General features: G+C 61.0%; 19 protein-coding genes and 1 pseudogene. 10 read left to right on the top strand and 10 right to left on the bottom strand.

Annotation, left to right across the window (positions count from 1 at the left end):
* Positions 1–742 (top strand): MFS transporter (locus DBR24_RS34485; RefSeq protein ID WP_256591992.1); only part of this gene is annotated, 742 nt, incomplete at its 5' end.
* A 54-nt stretch (positions 743–796) separates the two neighbouring features.
* On the opposite strand, the gene DBR24_RS29970 is transcribed toward DBR24_RS34485, so the two are convergent.
* Positions 797–1,600 carry a SirB1 family protein gene (locus DBR24_RS29970; RefSeq protein WP_123464765.1) on the bottom strand — a complete coding sequence of 268 codons (804 nt, stop codon included), beginning with the start codon at positions 1,598–1,600 and terminating at the stop codon, positions 797–799.
* A 185-nt stretch (positions 1,601–1,785) separates the two neighbouring features.
* On the opposite strand from DBR24_RS29970, the gene DBR24_RS29965 reads away from it, so the two are divergent.
* Positions 1,786–2,805, top strand: a complete 1,020-nt coding sequence (locus DBR24_RS29965; RefSeq protein WP_128616499.1) for a Glu/Leu/Phe/Val dehydrogenase dimerization domain-containing protein — start codon at positions 1,786–1,788, stop codon at positions 2,803–2,805.
* A gap of 179 nt (positions 2,806–2,984) precedes the next feature.
* On the opposite strand, the pseudogene DBR24_RS29960 reads toward DBR24_RS29965, so the two are convergent.
* A pseudogene (locus DBR24_RS29960) lies at positions 2,985–3,239 on the bottom strand (YebG family protein); the annotation flags it as partial.
* 339 nt (positions 3,240–3,578) lie between these two features.
* On the opposite strand from DBR24_RS29960, the gene DBR24_RS29955 reads away from it, so the two are divergent.
* Positions 3,579–4,079 (top strand): phosphate-starvation-inducible protein PsiE, encoded by a 501-nt coding sequence (locus DBR24_RS29955; protein ID WP_003221775.1) that lies wholly within the window; start codon positions 3,579–3,581, stop codon positions 4,077–4,079.
* On the opposite strand, the gene DBR24_RS29950 is transcribed toward DBR24_RS29955, so the two are convergent.
* From DBR24_RS29950 to DBR24_RS29940, 3 genes are all read right to left on the bottom strand, one after another.
* The gene (locus DBR24_RS29950) at positions 4,076–4,393 is read right to left on the bottom strand and encodes a DUF3509 domain-containing protein (protein WP_123464779.1); all 318 of its coding nucleotides are present in this window, start codon (positions 4,391–4,393) and stop codon (positions 4,076–4,078) included. The two genes, DBR24_RS29955 and DBR24_RS29950, sit on opposite strands and share 4 nt — an antisense overlap.
* 294 nt (positions 4,394–4,687) lie before the next feature.
* Positions 4,688–5,989 carry an HAAAP family serine/threonine permease gene (locus DBR24_RS29945; RefSeq protein ID WP_128616498.1) on the bottom strand — a complete coding sequence of 434 codons (1,302 nt, stop codon included), beginning with the start codon at positions 5,987–5,989 and terminating at the stop codon, positions 4,688–4,690.
* Positions 5,990–6,075: 86 nt separating this feature from the next.
* Positions 6,076–7,452, bottom strand: a complete 1,377-nt coding sequence (locus DBR24_RS29940; RefSeq protein ID WP_128616497.1) for an L-serine ammonia-lyase — start codon at positions 7,450–7,452, stop codon at positions 6,076–6,078.
* A 135-nt stretch (positions 7,453–7,587) separates the two neighbouring features.
* Between DBR24_RS29940 and DBR24_RS29935 the strand changes: the two genes are divergently transcribed.
* Positions 7,588–8,535, top strand: coding sequence for a LysR substrate-binding domain-containing protein (locus DBR24_RS29935; protein ID WP_007914183.1), 948 nt, complete (start codon positions 7,588–7,590; stop codon positions 8,533–8,535).
* A gap of 200 nt (positions 8,536–8,735) precedes the next feature.
* Positions 8,736–9,143: an HPF/RaiA family ribosome-associated protein gene (locus DBR24_RS29930; protein WP_123464785.1), complete on the top strand. Its 408-nt coding sequence runs from the start codon at positions 8,736–8,738 to the stop codon at positions 9,141–9,143.
* Between the two features lie 71 nt (positions 9,144–9,214).
* Here DBR24_RS29930 and fecA read toward each other — a convergent pair whose 3' ends face one another.
* The 3 genes from fecA to DBR24_RS29915 form a co-directional block, all read right to left on the bottom strand.
* Entirely contained in the window at positions 9,215–11,545 is a 2,331-nt protein-coding gene (gene fecA / locus DBR24_RS29925) for a TonB-dependent Fe(3+) dicitrate receptor FecA (protein ID WP_123464787.1), read from the bottom strand.
* A gap of 117 nt (positions 11,546–11,662) precedes the next feature.
* A complete protein-coding gene (locus DBR24_RS29920; RefSeq protein ID WP_128616496.1) occupies positions 11,663–12,595 on the bottom strand; it encodes a DUF4880 domain-containing protein in 933 nt (310 codons plus the stop codon).
* Positions 12,592–13,080: a sigma-70 family RNA polymerase sigma factor gene (locus tag DBR24_RS29915; RefSeq protein WP_123464791.1), complete on the bottom strand. Its 489-nt coding sequence runs from the start codon at positions 13,078–13,080 to the stop codon at positions 12,592–12,594. The genes DBR24_RS29920 and DBR24_RS29915 overlap by 4 nt, the downstream gene beginning before the upstream one ends.
* 191 nt (positions 13,081–13,271) lie before the next feature.
* On the opposite strand from DBR24_RS29915, the gene DBR24_RS29910 reads away from it, so the two are divergent.
* The 4 genes from DBR24_RS29910 to DBR24_RS29895 all read left to right on the top strand — a co-directional run bounded on the left by DBR24_RS29910 (position 13,272) and on the right by DBR24_RS29895 (position 17,808).
* On the top strand, positions 13,272–13,577 hold the full coding sequence (locus DBR24_RS29910; RefSeq protein WP_128616495.1) for a DUF3649 domain-containing protein: 306 nt from the start codon (positions 13,272–13,274) through the stop codon (positions 13,575–13,577).
* A gap of 93 nt (positions 13,578–13,670) precedes the next feature.
* Positions 13,671–14,237, top strand: coding sequence for an RNA polymerase sigma factor (locus tag DBR24_RS29905; RefSeq protein WP_128616494.1), 567 nt, complete (start codon positions 13,671–13,673; stop codon positions 14,235–14,237).
* The gene (locus DBR24_RS29900; RefSeq protein WP_128616493.1) at positions 14,234–15,223 is read left to right on the top strand and encodes a FecR family protein; all 990 of its coding nucleotides are present in this window, start codon (positions 14,234–14,236) and stop codon (positions 15,221–15,223) included. Before DBR24_RS29905 ends, DBR24_RS29900 begins: the two co-directional genes overlap by 4 nt.
* 155 nt (positions 15,224–15,378) lie before the next feature.
* The gene (locus tag DBR24_RS29895; protein ID WP_128616492.1) at positions 15,379–17,808 is read left to right on the top strand and encodes a TonB-dependent receptor; all 2,430 of its coding nucleotides are present in this window, start codon (positions 15,379–15,381) and stop codon (positions 17,806–17,808) included.
* 454 nt (positions 17,809–18,262) lie between these two features.
* Here the strand turns inward: DBR24_RS29895 and DBR24_RS29890 are convergent, their stop codons facing one another.
* Positions 18,263–19,138, bottom strand: a complete 876-nt coding sequence (locus DBR24_RS29890; protein ID WP_128616491.1) for an AraC family transcriptional regulator — start codon at positions 19,136–19,138, stop codon at positions 18,263–18,265.
* A 201-nt stretch (positions 19,139–19,339) separates the two neighbouring features.
* Here DBR24_RS29890 and DBR24_RS29885 point away from each other — a divergent pair, with 201 nt between their 5' ends.
* Positions 19,340–20,242: a DMT family transporter gene (locus tag DBR24_RS29885; protein WP_128616490.1), complete on the top strand. Its 903-nt coding sequence runs from the start codon at positions 19,340–19,342 to the stop codon at positions 20,240–20,242.
* A 61-nt stretch (positions 20,243–20,303) separates the two neighbouring features.
* Here the strand turns inward: DBR24_RS29885 and DBR24_RS29880 are convergent.
* Positions 20,304–21,072, bottom strand: a 769-nt coding sequence (locus DBR24_RS29880) for a D-glycerate dehydrogenase (RefSeq protein WP_146189152.1), incomplete at its 5' end; no start/stop codon positions are given.

Below are 21,072 nucleotides of genomic sequence, written 5' to 3'. Positions count from 1 at the left end.
GCCCTATACGCGCTTGCGCAACGTCACCGCACGGATGCTGCCGGACTGGCAGCCACCGCCTGCATCTGCCGCGCAGAACGAGCGCGAGCAGGGCAGCAAACTGACCATGGTCGAGTTGTTCCGCAACGGTTATGCACGGCCGACCTTACTGATCTGGGCGACGTTTTTCGTCAGCCTGATTCTGCTGTATTTCATGATCAGCTGGTTGCCGTCGCTGCTGCTCGAAAGTGGCCTGAAACTCAACGAGGCCAACCTGGTGACGTCGATGTTCCTCTTCGCCGGTACCCTAGGCGCCATCTGCATGGCCTGGTTCGCCGACCGCCTGAAACGCAAGGTGCGGTTGTTGTCCGGCGTGCTGGCCGGCGCAGCGCTGTGCACCATTCTGCTGGGCTTGAATCACGACAATCCGCGCTATCTGGTGGCCTGCGTGTTTGCCGCCGGGTTCTGCATCATCGGCGGGCAACTGACGCTGAACGCCTTCGCCAGTAATTTCTACCCGGCACAGGTGCGCGCCACGGGCACCGGCTGGGCGTTGGGCGTGGGGCGTTTCGGTTCGATTCTCGGGCCGCTGTTCGGCAGTCTGTTGTTGGCGATGCACATTCCGGTGGCGCAGATTTTCTTCTTTTGTGCGATACCGGCGGTGCTGGCGGCGTTGTTGATCATTCAGGTGCGATCACCCGCAGAAGCCACACTGCCCCCTGTGGGAGCGAGCCTGCTCGCAAAGAACGATAACGCGATCTGACAGGACAAGCGGAAGTGCCTGCTTTGCGAGCAGGCGCGCGCTCCGCAAAGGCGTTCAGTGCACCACGGAATTCGGCGGCAGGTGTCCGAGCCGCTCCGTCAGACGCAGGCGCTGGATCGGGTCGTCGCTCAGCAGCAGCGCGTGCTCCAGATCGAAACGCTCGGCATTCGGGCAGTCGAGTCGCTGATACAGACTGGCCCGGGCCAGATAATCGGCGGCCGCCGCATTCCCCAGTTCGAGTACGCGCTCGGCATCGACCAGCGCGGCGATGAAGTCATCGTGGGCCAGGTGTAACTGACGCAGGTTGCGTGACAGGCGCTGGAGCATTTGCACCGGTGTCGCCGTCAGCAAATGCTCGCCGTTGAGTTGCATGTTCGGCCCGTACTGACGCTGTAGCAGCTCGCGACAGTCATTCGGATACAGACGTCGACCACCGCAGGGATCGAGCAAATGATCGGCGCCGGGCACGCGCAGCAGGAAATGCCCGGGAAAGTTGACGCCGACCAAGGGAATCTCCAGCCCGCGTGCCAGTTCCAGCGCAATCAGCGCCAGTGTCAGCGGCTGCCCGCGTCGGGTGTGCAGCACTTTGTGCAGCAGCGCCGCCTGGGGGCGCAACGGCAGGAAATCGTCCTGGGCAAACCCCAGTTCAATCATTCGCCGCAACAGGGGCTGGGCCAGTTCATTGACCGGCAGCATCGGTAGCCCGTAGCTGACCCGTTGTTGCAGCTCCTTGAAGTCCTGCAGCAGCGCCTCGGGGTCGAGCTCTTTTTCGTGTTCGGCCGCGATCCACAGCGCGGCTTCGAACAGCGCGGGCGGTGAACGGTGCAGGCAGTCGAAAAAGCGTTGGCGCGGACTCATCGAAATCTCCGGGGCATGCCTCGTTTTAGCCCCGTCCGTGGCATTCGTCCAGTGCCGGGCCATGCCAGTCTCGGGTTATGCCGCAAAGCCGCGGTCTGCGCGGGTGCTTATTCCGGTGCGCTTCAGCAATTTTTGGGCGCGAGCCTATACTGGCGTTCTACAAGAAGTGATTCGGGAGCCCAACGATGTTTGCGCTCATGCAAAGCACTCGCCTGGAATCGCTGCACCTTAGCGTTGACCCGGTTACCGGGTTGAAGGCGGTCATTGCCATCCATAACAGTCGCCTCGGGCCAGCCTTGGGTGGATGCCGTTATCTTGCCTATCCCAATGATGAATCTGCGGTCGAAGATGCCATTCGCCTGGCTCAGGGCATGAGCTACAAGGCTGCGCCGGCGGGGCTGGCGCAGGGTGGCGGGGTGGCGGTCATCGTGCGCCCGGCCCATGTGGAAAACCGTGGCGCACTGTTCGAAGCCTTTGGGCGTTGCATCGAACAGCTTGATGGCCGCTACATCACGGCGATCGACAGCGGCACTTCGGTCGCCGACATGGATTGCATCGCCCAGCAGACTCAGCATGTCACCAGCACCACGTCGGCCGGTGACCCGGCGCCGCATGCGGCGATGGGCGTGTTTACCGGGATTCGGGCAACGGCGATGGCGCGCTTGGGCAGCGACAACCTCGAAGGTCTGCGCATCGCCATTCAGGGCCTGGGTAATGTCGGTTATGCACTGGCCGAACAACTGCACGCGGCCGGAGCAGAATTGCTGGTCAGCGACATCGACCATGGCAAGGTGCAACTGGCGATGGAGCAACTCAATGCGCATCCGATTGCCAACGATGCATTGCTCAGCACGCCGTGCGACATCCTTGCGCCGTGCGGTCTCGGCGGGGTGCTCAACAGTCACACGGTGACGCAATTGCGTTGCTCGGCGGTCGCGGGCTCCGCGAACAACCAACTGACGCACCTGGATGTCGCCGATCAGCTGGAGCGGCGCGGGATTCTGTATGCGCCGGATTATGTAATCAACGCCGGTGGCCTGATCTACGTCTCGCTCAAGCATCGCGGTGAAGAGCTGGGGACGATCACCGCGCACCTGTCGAAGATTTCCTCGCGACTGACCGAAGTGTTCGCCCATGCCCAGGCCGAGAAGCGCTCGCCGGCGCGGGTGGCCGATGAGTTGGCGGAGAAGGTTCTGTATCGCTGAAACGCAAAAGATCGCAGCCGTCGGCAGCTCCTGGATTGGAATACGTATTCCCTGCAGGCGCTGCCGAAGGCTGCGATCTTTTGATCAGGCGATGATTACTTGGCAGCTTTCGCCGCTTTTGCCGGTTTGGCCGGTGCTTCAGCAGACTCTGCCGTATCAGCCACTTCAGCCACTGGCTCAGCCGGTGCATTGATGAGTTCCGATAACGCATCAGGCTGGCTCTTGAAGGCTTTGGCGAACACATCGCGGTTCTTCGCCATGTAGATCCCGACTTCTTCAACCTGTTGCTCGTTCAGCGACGGCACGGCTTTCTGCAACACTTCGGACAGCATCTCAGCCAGTTCGAGCATTTTGTCATGACGGTCAGCTTCGGCTTTATCCATGAACAAGCGCTCCAGATCTCGGCTGCTGCGGTATACCACTTCGACGGCCATTCACCACCTCACATGCCTTCACATTTAGTTGTCTTAGCGACTACTGTATTTATATACAGCGAAAGGATAAGCGAATCCCTGCGCTTTGGGTAGTGGCTTTTTAATGTAGACCGGATTCGGGGTTTGTCAGGGGATGACCGCGTGGTGGCCATTCGAGAGCAAGCTCGCTCCCACAGGCTTCGGTGCAGGCTGGCATGTGCGACCAAACGCCACGGCGCAGCTTTTGCGGGGGCTCGCCATGATGGCGTGGCCTCGTTTCTGCATGAAACAGAGCGCGTGCAGAAAAACCGTCACGTCCAACACGCATCATCCGCCCGAGTCGGGCTAAGGAACATCATCGTGAAAATCAACTGGGCCGAGAAACTGCGGCAAAACGTGCATCAACTGGCCGAGTCCCTGGGCAACCTGTTCGTCGAAACCTTCCACTACCTGGCGCTGTTCGCCATCGGTGCGGTCACGGCGTGGGCGGCAGTGATGGAGTTTCTCGGGATGCTCGAGGAAGGCCACATCAAGATTGATGACATTCTTTTGCTGTTCATCTATCTCGAACTGGGGGCGATGGTCGGGATTTATTTCAAGACCAACCACATGCCTGTGCGCTTCCTGATCTACGTGGCGATCACTGCGCTGACCCGTTTGCTGATCTCCAACGTCTCGCACCACAATCCGCCGGACATGGGCATCATCTACCTGTGCGGCGGCATTCTGCTGCTGGCGTTCTCGATTCTGGTGGTGCGTTACGCCTCGTCACAATTTCCTTCGGTGAAGATCGAGAAACCGCAGCGCAAGCTGGGCGCTGGTTCCGGTGAACACCCGGAGATCGAGAAAGGCGAACTCTAAAGGCCCGCCGACGGTCGAGACTGGCTGTCGATTTGCTGCGGTGGCGGCGGCAGCCCGTCGCCGCTGGTCATCGCTTCGAGGATCGCCATGGCGCTGTGGCCCTGTTCGATGGCGATGCCGAATTGAATACTTTGCACCAGCCGCCGCAAGCGTTGTGGATCGTTGCGTTGTTCGCTGCTGATCATGCGTTTGGCCACGATGCGGCCGCTGTTCGACAGGGTCAGCATGATGCTGCCGTCCAGGCCCTGAATGCTCAGGTTGATCTGATAGTCCGGCGCGAAGGCATCGGTAATGATCTGAAAAGGATTGTCCATGATGCGTCACCGCCTGATTGAACGTGCAGTTGTTGACCGGCCGTGATCGGGTTGGTTCGCCATACCGGACCATCGGCCATTCCGTGGCCTGTGTGTTGCTTTGTGCAGGAGCTGCCGCAGGCTGCGATCTTTTGATCTGCGGTGTTTTGATGTCGGTCATGAAGATCAAAAGATCGCAGCCCGCGGCAGCTCCTGCAGGGATGTAGCAAGGGCTGTGCCGGGAAAATTGTTGGACAATGGATACGGGATAAAAAAGGCGAGCACCTGGCTCGCCTTTGTCATTTATGGCCCGTTTCAGGGCATAACCGAGTAGATGATCGCCGACAGTGCAATCAGGCCGATCAGCACCACAAACACGTTCGAAACCTGTCCCGAATACTGGCGCAAGGCTGGCACACGGCGGATGGCGTACATCGGCATCAGGAACAGCAGGCAGGCAATCACCGGGCCGCCGAGGGTTTCGATCATGCCCAGAATGCTCGGGTTGAACGTGGCGACGGCCCAGCAGCTGAGGATCATGAACAGCGCGGTCGCACGGTTAAGCCAGCTCGCCGACATCACCTTGCCACGGCTGCGCAGGCTTTTGACGATCATGCCCTGAAAGCCTTCGCTGGCGCCGATGTAGTGGCCGAGGAAGGATTTGGTGATCGCCACCAGCGCAATCAGCGGCGCGGCGTAAGCGATGACCGGAGTCTGGAAGTGGTTGGCCAGGTACGACAGGATCGAAATGTTCTGCGCCTTCGCCGCTGCCAGATCTGTCGGCGACAGCGCCAGCACGCAGCTGAAGCAGAAGAACATTACCGTCACCACCATCATGCCGTGGGCCATGGCGAGGATGCCGCTGCTCTTGCGCTCGGCCTGTGCGCCGTAGCGCTGTTTCTGGTCGACCGCGAACGCCGAGATGATCGGCGAATGGTTGAACGAGAACACCATCACCGGGATCGCCAGCCACAAGGTCTTGAGGAACACCGACAGCGGCATCGCCTCTTGAGCGCTGGCGAAGAACGCGCCGTTCCAGTTGGGGATCAGGCTCAGGCCGAGCAGCAACAGGGCGGCAACGAACGGATAGACCAGCACGCTCATGGCTTTGACGATCACATTCTGTCCGCAACGCACGATCGCCATCAGGCCGAGGATCAGCACCAGCGACAGGATGGCCCGGGGTGGTGGAGCGATGTGCAACTGGTGTTCGAGAAAACTGCTCAGGGTGTTGGTCAGCGCGACGCTGTACACCAGCAGTATCGGGAAGATCGCGAAGAAATACAGCAGCGTGATCAGCTTGCCGGCACCGATACCGAAGTGTTCTTCAACTACTTCGGTGATGTCCCCGGAGCGTCCGGACAACACGAAACGGGTCAAACCACGGTGGGCGAAAAACGTCATCGGGAAGGCCAGTACGGCCAGAATCAGCAGCGGCCAGAAACCACCGACACCGGCGTTGATCGGCAGGAACAAGGTGCCGGCACCAATCGCGGTGCCGTACAGGCCGAGCATCCAGGTGGTGTCGGATTTGCTCCAGTCCTTGTGGGCCGTTTCGGTGTTGTGTGTGCGATCTACAGCGGGATTTTCGGCAGCAGGTGTGCGTACATCGGTCATCGTTTTTGCCTCGTTATTATTTTTGCTCGGGCTCACGTTTGGCAGACCGTTGTGCGCGGTCTGCCGGGGCGGTCACGGAATGCGCGTCAGCACTCCACCCAGCTCACGGCCAGGCCGCCCCGTGAAGTCTCTTTGTATTTGTCATGCATGTCGGCGCCGGTGTCGCGCATGGTGCGGATCACCCGGTCGAGGGAAATGAAGTGTTTGCCGTCGCCGCGCAGGGCCATTTGCGTGGCGTTGATCGCCTTCACCGCCGCGATGGCGTTGCGCTCGATGCACGGCACTTGCACCAGGCCGCCGACCGGGTCGCAGGTCAGGCCGAGGTTGTGTTCCAGGCCGATTTCGGCGGCGTTCTCCAGTTGCTCCGGGGTGGCGCCGAGCACATCGGCCAGGCCCGCTGCGGCCATCGCGCAGGCCGAACCGACTTCGCCCTGGCAACCGACTTCGGCGCCGGAGATCGAGGCATTTTTCTTACACAGAATGCCGACGGCGGCGGCACCGAGAAAGAACGCGACCACATCATCGTCAGACGCGTCCGGGTTGAATTTCATGTAGTAGTGCAGAACTGCCGGAATGATCCCGGCTGCACCGTTGGTCGGCGCGGTGACCATACGCCCGCCGGCAGCGTTTTCTTCGTTGACGGCGAGGGCGAACAGGTTGACCCATTCCATTGCCGACAGCGTCGAACTGATCACATTCGGCTTGCCGATTTCCAGCAGGCTGCGGTGCAGTTTCGCCGCCCGGCGCGGCACGTTCAGACCACCAGGCAGAATCCCTTCGTGGCGCAGGCCTTGTTCGACGCACTCGCGCATCACCGACCAGATGTGCAACAGGCCCTGGCGGATTTCGTCGTCGCTACGCCAGGCGCGTTCGTTGGCCATCATCAGCTCGGACACACGCAGGTTGTGCTGCCTGCACAGGCTCAGCAGTTCGGCGGCGCTGGAAAAATCATACGGCAACACCACATCGCCAGCCGGCGCCACACCGGATTCTGCCTCTGCGGCCTCGATGATGAAACCACCGCCGACCGAGTAGTAGGTTTGTGCGAACAGCTCGGCGGTTTCGCCGAAGGCTGTCAGCGACATGGCGTTGGGGTGGTAGGGCAGGCTCTCGTCGAGCAGCAGGAGATCGGTCTGCCAGTTGAAGGCAATTTCTCTTTGCCCGGCGAGTGACAGGCGGCCTGTTTCGCGCAGTTGCTGGATACGTGGGTCGATGGTCGACGGATCAATACGGTCCGGCCATTCGCCCATCAGGCCCATGACCGTGGCGCGGTCGGTGGCGTGACCGACGCCGGTGGCCGACAACGAACCGTACAAACGGATTTCCACACGACGGACATCGTTCAACACACGCTGATCAATCAGCGCCTCAACGAAGGTCGCAGCGGCGCGCATCGGGCCGACGGTGTGGGAGCTGGACGGGCCGATGCCGACTTTGAATAGATCGAAAACACTGATAGCCATGCTAAAGCCTTACAAGCAATGGAGTAGGAATCGCTGCCATTTTTTGTAGGCCAAGCGCAATGTCGGCGATACTGCCTACCTCGGTACTACGTGACCAACGAAACTTTCTAAGAAAGCCTTTAGCAGGACTAAACGATGAGCCGTCAATTGCATGCCCAGACCTACGTCTGGCTGCAGGTGTTTTCCTGTGCCGCGCGGCACCTGTCGTTCACCCGCTGTGCAGAAGAGCTGCACATCACCCCGGGGGCGGTCAGCCAGCAGATCCGGCAACTGGAGGAGCGCCTCGGTTTTCGCCTGTTCCATCGTCGGGCGCGGGGTGTGGAGCTGAGCGCGGAAGGGCAGCGGCTGGCGATTACGGTCAATGAGGCCTACGGCAGCATCGATGCCGAACTGCGCCGACTGGATGCCGGAATGATCAGCGGGATTCTGCGGGTACGTTCGATTCCATCGTTCCTCAGCAAATGGCTGACCCCGCGTCTGCCGCGCCTGCAGCAGCGCTATCCCGACATCCAATTACGCCTGGTGGCCGAGGACAGCAGCGTGCCGTTGCACGAGGGCGACTTTGATCTGGCGATTGACCTGAACGACGGCAGCTACCCGGGGCTGCTATCCACAGCCTTGCTCGATGAGCAGATTTTCCCCGTGTGTGCGCCGAGTCTGCTGCGTGGACGCCCGCCGCTGCATGGGCCGGCGGATCTGGTGCATTTCCCGCTGCTGCACGACATCACGGCCTGGCGCGGCAGTTACGAATATGCGGAATGGGAGTTTTATCTGAACGCGATCGGCTTCGAGGGCGCCGATGTCCGGCGCGGCCATACCTTCAATCGCAATCACTTGACGATCGAAGCCGCGATCGCTGGCATGGGCGTGGCGATTGCCCGGCGCACACTGCTCAATGATGAGCTGGAACGCGGCACCTTGATCGTGCCGTTCGGGCTGTCGGTGCCCAATCACAAACGCTACGTGTTGCTCTATGCGCCGGGGGCGCTGAGCCATCCGGGCGTGCGTGCGGTGCATGACTGGCTGGTGGAGGAGGCGGGGATTTTCCGCAGTTTGCACCCGTTGAACGACGGGCAATTGTGAGCAGATTTTGCAGGGTTGCGAGGCGACCCAACTCCCGACCTTACCAGTGACTTGCTCGGTTGTCCGGCTTTTTTTGCGAATGAATATTTATCTTTTTCCAGGGGTTGAAATGTTCGTCGGTCGGGCCGATTGTTGTAATCAAGAGGTCACGAAATCCTGTTCAAGGCCTCTTGCGAGCTAGCTGAAATAAGGGATGAACTATGCAAATCCAAGTCAACAGCGATAACCATATTCAAAGTAGTCAACGACTGGAGGAGTGGGTACGTACAACCATTGAGAGCACGCTCGAACGTTATGAAGAAGACCTGACCCGCGTCGAAGTCCATCTGGCCGACGAGAACGGTGACAAACCAGGTCCCCATGACATGCGCTGCCAGCTGGAAGCGCGGCCAAAAGGCCATCAACCGATCTCCGTCACTCATAAAGCCGATTCGCTGGAACAGGCGATCGACGGTGCAGCCGAAAAACTGGAACACGCGCTGGAGCACCTGTTTGGCAAACTGCGAGGCAAACCCCGCGCCGCCATCGTGCCCTTCACCGCCAAGGCCAACGACAAGCTGTTGGCAGAAGAGTTTGACGAGAACGAACAGGCAGCGATCAACAGTTGATGCGCTGATTTCATAAGCCACCGAATGAGAACGGGCCTGCGAATGCAGGCCCGTTTTTGTTTGTGTCGCTGTCAGAACGCTACAGAAGTCTGCACATACACCGTGCGCGGCTCACCCACGTACTTGCCCTTGTTGTTGTCATCGAACGAACGCGTGAAGTACTGGGTGTTGAAGATGTTCTTCACTCCCACCGCCACATTCAGGTCCGACAGTTGCGGGCCGAAGTCATAACCCGCACGGCTGCTGAACAGCATGTAGCCCGGGATCTTGCCGGTGCTGCCATCGGCGCTTTCTTTTGAGGTGTTGGCATTGTCGGCGAACTGGTCGCTCTGGAAGCTGCTATCGAAGTTGAGTTTCCACGGTCCCTCGGTGTAACCGACGCCGATCGTGCCTTTGTGTTTCGAGGAGAACGGCACGCGATTGCCCTTGTTCGGCCCGTCTTCGCGAATGGTCGCGTCGACGTAGGCGTAAGTGGCGTACACATCGAAACCGGCCAGTGCCGGGCTCACGTCATCCAGCGCGTAATTGACGCTGGTCTCGATGCCTTGATGGCGGGTCTCGCCACGGGCAATCACCGAATCGTTGGTCTGGTTGCTTTCATACTGGTTGTCGAAGTTGATCAAAAACGCGCCGATTTCCGCACGCAATGCGCCGTTGTCGTAACGGGTGCCGAGTTCCCAGGTGCGGGCCTTTTCCGGCTTCACTTCGCCGCTGCTCACGCGGTTGGGCATCTGGCTGTACTGCACGCTGCCGAACGAACCTTCGGTGTTGGCGTACAGGTTCCAGCTGTCGGTCAGGTGATACAGCACGTTCAGCGCCGGCAGCGCGGTGTTGTAATCGCCCTGGTATTTGGCGTTGGTCAGGTTGTTGGTCTGCTGCGACTCGATCATCTCGTAGCGCACGCCCGGGGTGATGGTCCATTTGCCGATGTCGATGCGGTCGTCGACGAAGAACGCATTGGCCTCGGTACCGCCCCGAGTGTCGCGGTCGTTGCGGCTGTTGCTGGTCGGGTACTGGTTGCTGCTGATCGGCGTGCGATAGCGCAACTCATGGCCGGCCTCGTTGATGTAGCGGTAGCCAACGCCGACTTCATGGCTGGTCGGGCCGAGGTCGAAGCCCTGGGCGAAACGGGTTTCGAAACCGCGCACCCAATACTCACGTGGCGACAGCGAGAGGAAGCTGCCCTGATCGAGATAACCGCTGCGCAGGGTCTTGGTGAAGAAGGTGTTGGCGGTGAATTCGCGTCGATCTTCCTGATAGCGATAGCCGAAGTTGAACATCGTCCGCCGGCCCCAGAACTGGTCTTTCAGCCGCGTCGACTGATACGGATCGGCGTCGTAATCGGCGACGCTCAAACCACCCGGCATGTCCGCCTTGCCTTCGTAATACTGGGCCATGGCGTTGAAACTGTTGGCCTCATCGAGCTGGTATTTGCCCTTGAGAATCAGGTCGTCGATCTCGGTGTCGCTGTGTTCTCGCCAGTCGCCGCCACGGGTGCCGGAGTACAGCAAAGCGCCACCCAGACCATTGGCGTTGGTGCCGCCGGCCAGCAGATTGGCGCTGGTCTTGAAGCCGTCATGGCTCGACGACGGGCTGGTTTCGGTCTGGAAACCGCCCTTGACCGTCGGCTCATCAGGAATGGCGCGAGTCACGAAGTTGACCACGCCGCCGACGTTCTGTGGGCCGTAACGCACCGCGCCACCACCCCGTACCACGTCCACCGCATCCATGTTGCCCATGCTGATCGGCGCGAAGGACAACTGCGGTTGACCATACGGTGCGAACGGCACGGGAATGCCGTCCATCAACACGGTCGAGCGCGCGGCCAGTCGTGGGTTCAAGCCGCGAATGCCGAAATTCAGCGCCATGTCGTGGCTGCCGGTGCCGTTGTTTTCCGGGGCGTTGACCCCGGGAATGCGGTTGAGCACGTCCCGCGCCTGCGTCGCGCCCTGGCGTTCGAAGTCTTCGCGGCGGATCACGTCGCGGGCGCCCGGATGCTCGAAGACGTTGACCTGCGCCGCATCGCCCAGCCAGTCACCGACGACTTTCGACGTGTCCAGCTCCAGAGCACCGGTGGTCACCGGTTGCAGGCTGAAGGCATTGTTGCCCTCGGCGCGGGCTTGCAGGCCGGTGCCTTCGAGCAGTGCATCAAGACCTTGCGCGGCGGTGTAACTGCCCTCCAGGCCACGGCTTGGCACACCGCTGGTGACTTGCGAACCGAAAGAAATCAGCACGCCGGCTTCACGGCCAAACTGGTTGAGGGCGTTTTCCAGCGACGCCGGGGCGATGTGGTAAACCCTGGTTTCGGCTGCCAGGGCGGGCAGGGCGCTGAAGCTCAGGCTGGCGCCGAGGACAAGGTTGCGCAGGCTGCGGGCCAGGGGTGTGAGGCGGGTGGGGTGCATGACGGATGATCCTGAGAAGGTTGAATCAAGGGGCTTTCCTTCTCTGTCACGTCAGATCTGAAAAACGGCTCATGGTTTACAAACATTTTTTCGACTGTTTTTGTGGCGAGGGAGCTTTCAGGCTTTGGCTTCTACGGTTACCCAATACCGGGTAAAACGCCTGACTTTCACCGGCAAACTGATTTCCAGCACATCCAGAATCCGTTCGCTGTCATCCAGGGGATAAGTCCCGGAAATCAGCAGGTCGGCAACTGTCGCCGCGCAGTTCAGCTGCCCGCGACGGTAGCGGCTCAGTTCATCGACGAAGTCGCCCAGGCGCATATGCGCCGCGACCAACATACCGTCGGTCCAGGCGCCGCTGTTGGCGTCCAGTGGTGTGGCTTCGCTGACCGTAGTCGCGCTGAAACTCAGTTGCCGGGCCACCGGCAACAACATTGGCGCACGATCGTTGGTGGTCAGTTCGACCCGGCCTTCAAACAATGCCACCTGGGTGCGATCGGCAAACTGGCGCACGTTGAGTCGAGCGCCGTGGGTCTTCAGGACGCCCTGCGCGGTACGCACTTCGAATGCCTGCACGGCGTTCAGCAGCATTTCCCCTTCGAGCAGACGGATCAATCGCTGTGAACCGTCGACATCGGCAGCACTGGCGGTGTTGAGTTGCAGTTGATCCGCCGTGCCCAGGGAAATCTTGCGCCGCTGCCCCACCGGGCTGCGGTAGTCGGCGAGCAGCGCCGGCAGCGGCGTGTGCTCGCGCATCCCCCAGGTGAGTGCCGATCCGGCGCCGAGCAGCACCAGCAGTTTCAGCGCCTGACGACGGCCGGCGGATGGCGGCGCATTCAATGCCGCGTGGGCCAGCGGCGAAGACACCCCGCGCAAGCGCTGGTTGACCCGCTGGATGTGTTCCCATGCGCGGCGGTGTTCGCTGTGTGCATCCAGCCATTGTTGCAGCGCCTGCTGCTGGCGCGGGGTAAAGGTGCCTTGCTGCATTTCCAGCAGCCAGTGCACGGCCTGCTCGGCCACCTGCGAAGAGAAATCCGGGACGCGATTCACAGGGCGAAATAGCAGCGCATTGCCGCTTTGTTCAGATGGCGTTTGACCGTGGCCACGGAAATCCCCAATTCGCCAGCGATCTGTGGATACGTCAGGCCATCGACCTGCGCCAGCAGGAAGGCGCGTTTGACCGGGCGCGGCAAACCGTCGAGCAACTGATCCAGCTCCATCAGGGTTTGCAGGATGATCGCTTTGTCTTCTTCCGACGGCGCGAGCATTTCCGGCATCTGCGCCAGCGTGTCGAGGTAGGCACGCTCGAGGTCCTGACGACGGTAATGATTGAACAGGACTCGCTTGGCCAGCGTGGTGAGAAAGGCCCGTGGCTCGATGATCAACGGCGGTTCGCGGGCGCTGAGCAGCTTGATGAAAGTATCTTGTGCCAGGTCCGCCGCGCTGTCCGGGCAGCCGAGTTTGCGCCGCAGCCAGCCGGTCAGCCAGGGGTGGTGGGCCTGATAAAGCGATTCGACAGGATGGGCGGACGACAACGGTATGACTCCGGGCGTCTGGGGGACGCGGTAAAGAGCATGCGTTAGAGAACAAGAACTGTTCGCATTGTAGGGGTTCAAGCTGTCGGCCGGCAATCAGATGCTTTTGCGTATGAGAATATTTATCATTAATATTGCTCGCCTGTAGGTTCGGTCGATCGGTCGGACGTTTTTCGTTTCAGGGTCGAAACATGAAAGGCAAACTCGCCGCACTCCCATTGTCCTATCGTCTGGCTATCACCTCGCGGGTGTTGGCCGCGGTGTTTGGCGGCTATCTGGTCGCGGCACTGGCCAGTGTCACCCTGACCCTCTGGCTGCCGTTGAGCCGTGCCGAAGCGGTGGTGACCGGCATGACCATTTCCTTCCTGGTCTATCTGGTTGCCGTGCTCTGGTGCTTTGCCTGCCGCACGGCGTGGTCGGCGTGGGTCGGCTTGCTGGTGCCGAGCGTGATGCTCGCGACCATCTCCGGCGCGGCGCGCGGCTTGGGTTACGCATGAAAGAGGGCTTGCACCCGTTGATGGCCTGGCTGCCCAGCAGGATCTGGCTGAGCCTGTTGGCCAGCCCGGCCGCCGCATGGGCGTTGGTCTGACATGCTGATCAGTCATCCACCGGAATCGCGCGACGACGAGCCGCAGGGTGCCCGTGCGCATTTCCTTCAGGTGTTTCTGTCCCAGCGTTCGCAAATGGAAGCGCTGGTGAACCGCCGCGTCGGGTGCCGGGCGACGGCGGCGGACCTGGTGCAGGATCTGTTTCTGCGTTTCTGGCGGCGGCCGCTGGTGCAGGTCGAAGAACTCAGCACCTATCTGTTGCGCTGCGCCGGCAACATCGCCATCGACCATTTGCGCAGCGAAGGCACGCGGGTGCGGGTCAACGAAGGCTGGCAACCGGAGGAACCGCACAGCCACGGCAGCGAACCGCAAGCCGCACTCGAAGCCGGCAACGATCTGCGCCACGTTGAAGCGGCGTTGCGCGCCTTGCCCGAGCGCACCCGGCAGATTTTTTTGCTCAATCGCATCCACGGCCGCAAGTACGCGGACATCGCCAAAGCCATGGGCCTGTCCCAAAGCGCTGTTGAAAAACATATGATGCGCGCCCTTGAGGCCTGCAAGGCCAGCCTGCGCGAACCCGCGCCACGCCTGCCAGGGAAAGCACCGTGAACCGATCCGATTCTATTCCCCCGACGCCCGCGCAGGAGCAGGCTGCGCTGGCCTGGCTGAGCCTGTTGCACGACCGGCCGAGTGCTGGCGATCAACTCACGTTCAGCCAATGGCTGCGCGCCGATCCGGCCCACGCCCGGGCGTATGCTCAGGCTCAGGTGATCTGGGAACTGAGTGAAGGCCCGGCACGCACTCTGGCCGATGAAGAGGCTTTCGCACTGCAGGGTTACCTCAACGCGATGGATCGCCCGCGCCGCAAGTCGCTCGTTCGCGGGTCCGGCGTGCTGGCGCTGGCGGCGAGCCTGTTGTTGATGGTCAGCCTTGGAACCGGCTGGCAACCGCAGCGCTGGATCGCTGATCTGGGCGCTGACTATGTCTCGGCGCCCGGCGAAATCCGCACCGTGACCCTCGCCGATCAGTCGCAAGTGACTCTGGACGCCGACAGCGCCATCGCCGTGGATTTCAGCCAGGGCGAGCGGCATGTGCAGTTGCGCCGTGGTGCCGGTTTTTTCAGCGTCACCCATACGGGCGCTCCGTTTGTGGTCGAGGCCGAGCAGGGCCAGGCGCGGGTGCTCGGCACGCAATTCGAAGTGCGTCTGCAACCTCACGGCGCGCAGGTCACGGTGTTGTCCGGGCGAGTCGGGGTGACGGCGCAGCGTGAGGGCGAGCAACAGATTCTCACCGCCGGCCAGCAAGTCGCCTATGGCCAGGGCGCTGCGCAAAAATGGCATGCGGTGGACAGCGAAGCGCAACTGGCCTGGCGTCAGGGCTGGCTGACGTATTACAAAACCACGCTGGCCGATGTGGTGCAGGATTTGCGGCGCTATTACCCGGGGCGGATTGTGCTGCTCGACGATGAGTTGGCGGCACGCAAGATCAGCGGCAGTTTTCCGAGCAAGGACCCGCAGGCGGTGTTGAGTTCGCTGCAAGGGGTGTTGGGGTTTGAGCAGCATCAGGTGCTGGGGCATCTGATTATTTTGCGCTGAGGCTTTCGGTCTGGTCGCGCGCAAGCCAGATCCGCCAACACAATTTTTGAAAATATTTTCAGGATGGGGGTGAGGTAAACCACAGGCCCATCCGTGTAGTGACTGAAACTGCGAGTCATTCGCATCCGTTGCGGTTCTACACAGGTCATTGAGCAATGAAGTCCAGGGCAAAATCGGGTTCGGTCAAACAGTGGTTAGGCGTTTCGGCGTTGAGTTTTTCCGCATTGGCGTTGTTGCCGATGAGCGTGGCGCTGGCGGCTGAAGCCGTCAGCAGCCCGGCGCAACAGCCGTTTACTTTCGCCTTGGCTGCCAAACCGCTGCCGCAAGCCTTGAGCGACTTTACCCGTGTCACCGGGCAAAGCGTGGTGTACACCGACGAAGCACCGTATGGCTTCAATGCGCCGGCGGTGAATGGCCAAATGAGTGCCGAACAAGCGCTGCAACGGCTGCTCGCCGGTTCCGGGCTGAACTTCCGTCGTACCGACAGCCACACCCTGGCGCTGGAACCACAACCCACCGCCGGCGCGCTGAACCTTGGCGCCACTACCATTACCTCGATGCGCGACGATCCGCTGAGCTACCAGCCACCGGAAACCAGTTCGGTGATGCGTTCCTCGGCCTCGCTGCAGGAAATCCCGCAGACCGTCAACGTCATCCCGGCGCAGGTCATCCGCGATCAGACCCCGCGCAATCTCGACGACGCCCTGGCAAATGTCAGCGGCATCACCCAAGGCAACACGCTGGGCAGCACCCAGGATTCGGTGATGACTCGCGGCTTTGGCGATAACCGCAATGGCTCGATCATGCGCGACGGCATGCCGATCGTTCAGGGGCGGGGCATGAACGCCACGGTCGATCGGGTCGAAGTGCTCAAGGGCCCGGCCTCGTTGTTGTACGGAATTCAGGACCCGGGCGGCGTGGTCAATCTGGTCAGCAAGAAACCTGAACTGACTCAATACAATGCCCTGACCCTGCGCGGCTCGACCTACGGCGACGGCAAGAATGGCAGTGGCGGCACCTTCGACAGCACCGGTGCGCTGGGTGAATCCGGCCTGGCCTACCGGCTGGTGCTCGATCACGAAGACGAAGATTACTGGCGCAATTACGGTACCCACCGCGAGACCCTGATCGCGCCGTCGCTGGCCTGGTTCGGCGAGCGCACCCAACTGTCGTTCGGCTACGAGCATCGCGAATTTCTCACCCCGTTCGACCGTGGCACGTTGATCGATCCGCGCACCAACCACCCGCTGGACATCTCGCGCAAGCAGCGCCTCGACGAGCCGTTCAACGACATGGAAGGCCGTTCGGACCTTTATCATTTCGAAGCCGACCATGAACTCACCGACGACTGGAAAGCTCACTTCGGCTACAGCTGGAACCGCGAAACCTACGACGCCAGTCAGGTGCGCGTGACCGCGATCGACACCAAGAAAGGCACGCTGACCCGCAGCATGGACGGCACGCATGGCGCGATCAGCACCGACCGCTTCACCACCGCCAGACTTGAAGGCAAGGTCAATGTGCTGGGCATGCAGCATGATCTGGTGTTCGGTGTCGATGACGAGTACCGCAAGATCTATCGTGCTGACCTGATCCGCCAGAAAAGCCTGAGCACCTTCAGCTACACCAACCCGGTGTATGGCCGCGAAGTGGAAGGCACCACGGTCAGCCCGGCGGACAGCGCCCAGACTGATTTGCTGCGCAGTGATTCGGTGTTCATGCAGGACTCGATTCATCTTGATGATCAGTGGATTCTGGTCGCCGGCGGGCGCTTCCAGGAGTACGACCAGTACGCCGGCAAAGGCGTGCCGTTCAAGGCCAACACTGACAGCAATGGACAGAAGTTCGTACCGCGCGCCGGTCTGGTGTATCGCTACACCGACGAGTTGTCGTTCTACGGCAGCTATACCGAGTCGTTTAAACCCAACTCGACCATCGCCCCGTTGAGCGGCAGCAGCACCGTGCTCGACGGCAGCATTGCGCCAGAAGAAGCCAAGTCGTGGGAGCTGGGGGCGCGGCTGGATATACCGGGGCGCCTGACCGGCAACATCGCCCTGTTCGACATCAAGAAACGCAACGTGCTGGTGGCCAACTCGGAAGGCCCGACCACGATCTACAGCGCGGCCGGCGAAGTGCGTTCCCGCGGCCTGGAACTGGACCTGACCGGACAGCTCAGCGACCGCTGGAGCATGATCGGCAGTTATGCCTATACCGATGCCGAAGTCACCGAAGACCCGGACTACAAAGGCAAGCGCCTGCAAAACGTGGCGAAGAATTCCGGCTCGTTGTCGGCGGTGTATGACTTCGGCAGCGTGATCGGCGGCGATCAATTGCGTGTCGGCGCCGGGGCGCGGTATGTCGGCGAGCGCGCGGGCAACGCGGTGAATGATTTCGACCTGCCGAGCTATACCGTGGCTGACGCGTTCGCCACTTACGACACCAAGGTCGAAGGGCAGAAGGTCAAGTTCCAGCTCAACGTGAAGAACCTGTTTGATCGCACCTATTACACCTCGGCGGCGAGCCGGTTCTTTGTGTCGATGGGGGATGCGCGGCAGGTGTCGCTGTCCAGCACCCTGGAGTTTTAAGGCAAAATCAAAAGCCCCTCACCCTAACCCTCTCCCGGAGGGAGAGGGGACTGACGGAGGTGTGTTGCGCAATACGTCGACCTGAAACATCGAGTCGCTTATGGATTCAGAACAGCACTTTCAGGTCGGCGTAATGCTTGAGCATCTTCCAATCGGCCCCCTCTCCCTCAGAGGGGACTGATCGAGGTGTGTTGCGCGATATGTCGACCTGAAACATCGAATCGATTATGGATTCAGAAAAGCACTTTCAGGTCGGCGTAATGCTTGAGCCTCCCCCAATCGGCTCCCTCTCCCTCAGAGGGGACTGACCGAGGTGTGTTGCGTGATACGTCGACCTGAAACATCGAATCGATTCTGGATTCAGAACAGCACTTTCAAGTCGGCGTAGCGCTTGAGCGTCCCCCAATCGGCTCCCTCTCCCTCCGGGAGAGGGCTGGGGTGAGGGGAGGAGGGTTCAACGCAAAAACGCCTGCCGATACTCACCCGGTGTCCCGCCCAGAACCTGCCTGAACCGATTGGTGAAATGACTCGCGCTAGCAAACCCGCACGCCAGCGCAATCTCGCCCAATGGCAACGCCGTCCCGCGCAACAATTCCCGTGCCCGACTCAAACGTCGCGCCAACACATACTGATGCGGCGGCAGGCCGAAACTGGTGCGGAACATCCGCGCAAAGTGGTATTCCGACAGCGCACATAACCCGGCCAGTTGCCCCAGGCTGATCGGCTCGGCCAACTGACTGTCGATGAGCTCTACCAGTTGCCGACGCTGATGCGCTGCCAGTCCGCCCTTCAAACGCAGGCCCTGACGCGCACCCACCTGGCTGAGCAAGGTATGGCTGATCAGTTCATGGGCCAGGCTGCTGGTCAATAAGCGTTCGCCGGGCTCGTCCCAGTTCAGCGTCAGCAACTGCCGGAAGCGTTGAGCCTGTTGCGGATCTTCGAGAAAGGTTTGCTCGCGCAGTTGCATTTCCCGAGGCTCGCGATCAAGCAGAGTCACGCAACCGAGGGCAAATTGTTCGGCGCTGAAATACAGATGCGCGAGGCGGATATCGCCATTGATCACCCAGCCCGATTCATGGTCGGCCGGCAGGATGCACAATTTGTCCGGCCCGCCTTTTTGACCAGGTTGATCACGACGAAAGGTGCCGGTGCCTCCGGCGATGTAGCAGGACAACGTGTGGTGGCTCGGCGCTTCATAATCCTGCGCATCGTGGTGGTTGGTCCACAAAGCGGCAGACAAGCCGTCACCGAGCTCGGCGCTGTGCACGAGGCGTGCGTTCGGCGAACTGTTTAGTGCTTGAAAGACTTGCAGGGTATCAATGGCTGCCATGATCGGTTCTCTTCAACGCCTTGCATCCTACTCCGTAGCCTTCGCGCTGCCAGCCTGCCGCCAGACAAAAGCGCAAGATTATGCAAGTGCCTTGACCCGTGTTGCAGCACCCTGACGCTCAATTAAGCGCAAACCCTGTGGCGAGCAAGCTCGCTCGCCACGCAAAAGCGTTTAGCTGTGCAGTATCAGGGAGTATTTGCCATGAATCTGTCGTTGTATCTGCTGACCGTGCTGATCTGGGGGACCACCTGGATTGCCCTGAAATGGCAACTGGGCGTGGTCGCGATTCCGGTGTCGATCGTCTATCGCTTCGGCCTCGCCGCACTGGTGCTGTTTATATTGTTGTTGCTCAGCCGTCGTCTGCAACCGATGAACCGTCGTGGGCATCTGATCTGCGTGGCGCAGGGGCTGTGCCTGTTCTGCGTCAACTTCATGTGCTTCCTGACCGCCAGCCAGTGGATTCCCAGCGGTCTGGTGGCCGTGGTGTTTTCCACCGCAACGTTGTGGAACGCCCTGAATGCGCGGGTGTTCTTCGGCCAGCGCATTGCACGTAACGTGTTGATGGGGGGGGCGTTGGGGCTGTTCGGTCTGGGCATGTTGTTCTGGCCGGAGCTGGCCGGCCATCAAGCCAGCCCGCAAACCTTGCTCGGCCTCGGTCTGGCGCTGTGCGGCACCTTGTGTTTCTCGGCGGGCAACATGCTCTCGAGCCTGCAGCAGAAGGCCGGCCTCAAGCCGCTGACCACCAACGCCTGGGGCATGGCCTATGGCGCGGCGATGCTCTCGGTGTGGTGCCTGGTCAAAGGCATTCCGTTCGACATGGACTGGTCGCCACGCTACGTCGGCGCATTGCTGTATCTGGTGATTCCGGGTTCGGTGATCGGCTTCACGGCCTATCTGACGCTGGTCGGGCGCATGGGCCCGGAGCGTGCGGCGTACTGCACGGTGCTGTTCCCGGTGGTGGCACTGAACGTTTCGGCGTTCGCAGAAGGTTACCAGTGGACCGCGTCGGCGCTGGTCGGGCTGGTGCTGGTGATGCTGGGCAACGTGTTGGTGTTTCGCAAACCGCGGGTGGCGCCGGTATCCGCTGCTGGCAAACTGGCCTGAGGCAACGGAAGGGAACAACGGGCAGATGTTTCGCAGCGCCTGCCCGTTGTGGTTTCAGCGCTTAGCCGCGCCAGACTTGCGGGTTGACCAAATCCTGCGGGCGTTCGCCGAGCAAGGCGCTGCGCAGGTTGGCGAGGGCGCGGTTGGCCATGGCTTCGCGGGTGTCATGGGTGGCAGAGCCGATGTGCGGCAGGGTCACGGCATTTTTCAGCTGGAACAGCGGCGATTCGGCCAGCGGTTCTTTTTCGTAGACGTCGAGGCCGGCGCCACGGATGCGGTTGTTTTGCAGGGCTTCGATCAAAGCCGGTTCATCGACCACCGGGCCGCGAGAGATGTTGACCAGGATCGCGCCCGGTTTCATCAGCGCCAGTTCGCGGTGGCTGATCAGGTGACGGGTCTTGTCGCTGAGCGGCACCACCAGGCAGACGAAGTCGGCTTCGGCCAGTAACTGGTCGAGGCTACGAAATTGCGCGCCGAGTTCTTGTTCCAGTTCGGTCTTGCGGCTGTTGCCGCTGTAGAGAATCGGCATGTTGAAACCGAAGCGGCCACGGCGGGCGACGGCCGCGCCGATGTTGCCCATGCCGACGATACCGAGGGTTTTGCCGTGGACGTCGCAGCCGAACAATGGCGCGCCGACGCTGGCTTGCCATTGGCCGGCCTTGGTCCAGGCATCGAGTTCAGCGACGCGGCGGGCGCTGCTCATGATCAGGGTGAAGGCAAGGTCGGCGGTACTTTCAGTGAGCACGTCCGGGGTGTTGGTGAGCATGATCCCGCGTTCGTTGAAGTAGTCGAGGTCGTAGTTGTCGTAGCCCACCGACACACTTGAGACC

The organism is Pseudomonas sp. HMWF006, from assembly GCF_003061205.1.
In the GTDB taxonomy this organism is placed as follows: Bacteria; Pseudomonadota; Gammaproteobacteria; order Pseudomonadales; family Pseudomonadaceae; genus Aquipseudomonas; species Aquipseudomonas monsensis.
The sequence above is the reverse complement of the archived record's forward strand: the minus strand, read 5'-3'. Positions and strand labels throughout refer to the sequence as shown.

Coding starts and splice junctions, on each gene's coding strand:
- DBR24_RS29970 (WP_123464765.1), bottom strand. CDS start 1,600: ATGAGTCCGCGCCAACGCTTTTTCGACTGCCTGCACCGTTCACCGCCC.
- DBR24_RS29965 (WP_128616499.1), top strand. CDS start 1,786: ATGTTTGCGCTCATGCAAAGCACTCGCCTGGAATCGCTGCACCTTAGC.
- DBR24_RS29950 (WP_123464779.1), bottom strand. CDS start 4,393: ATGGACAATCCTTTTCAGATCATTACCGATGCCTTCGCGCCGGACTAT.
- DBR24_RS29945 (WP_128616498.1), bottom strand. CDS start 5,989: ATGACCGATGTACGCACACCTGCTGCCGAAAATCCCGCTGTAGATCGC.
- DBR24_RS29940 (WP_128616497.1), bottom strand. CDS start 7,452: ATGGCTATCAGTGTTTTCGATCTATTCAAAGTCGGCATCGGCCCGTCC.
- DBR24_RS29935 (WP_007914183.1), top strand. CDS start 7,588: ATGAGCCGTCAATTGCATGCCCAGACCTACGTCTGGCTGCAGGTGTTT.
- DBR24_RS29930 (WP_123464785.1), top strand. CDS start 8,736: ATGCAAATCCAAGTCAACAGCGATAACCATATTCAAAGTAGTCAACGA.
- fecA (WP_123464787.1), bottom strand. CDS start 11,545: ATGCACCCCACCCGCCTCACACCCCTGGCCCGCAGCCTGCGCAACCTT.
- DBR24_RS29910 (WP_128616495.1), top strand. CDS start 13,272: ATGAAAGGCAAACTCGCCGCACTCCCATTGTCCTATCGTCTGGCTATC.
- DBR24_RS29905 (WP_128616494.1), top strand. CDS start 13,671: ATGCTGATCAGTCATCCACCGGAATCGCGCGACGACGAGCCGCAGGGT.
- DBR24_RS29895 (WP_128616492.1), top strand. CDS start 15,379: ATGAAGTCCAGGGCAAAATCGGGTTCGGTCAAACAGTGGTTAGGCGTT.
- DBR24_RS29890 (WP_128616491.1), bottom strand. CDS start 19,138: ATGGCAGCCATTGATACCCTGCAAGTCTTTCAAGCACTAAACAGTTCG.
- DBR24_RS29885 (WP_128616490.1), top strand. CDS start 19,340: ATGAATCTGTCGTTGTATCTGCTGACCGTGCTGATCTGGGGGACCACC.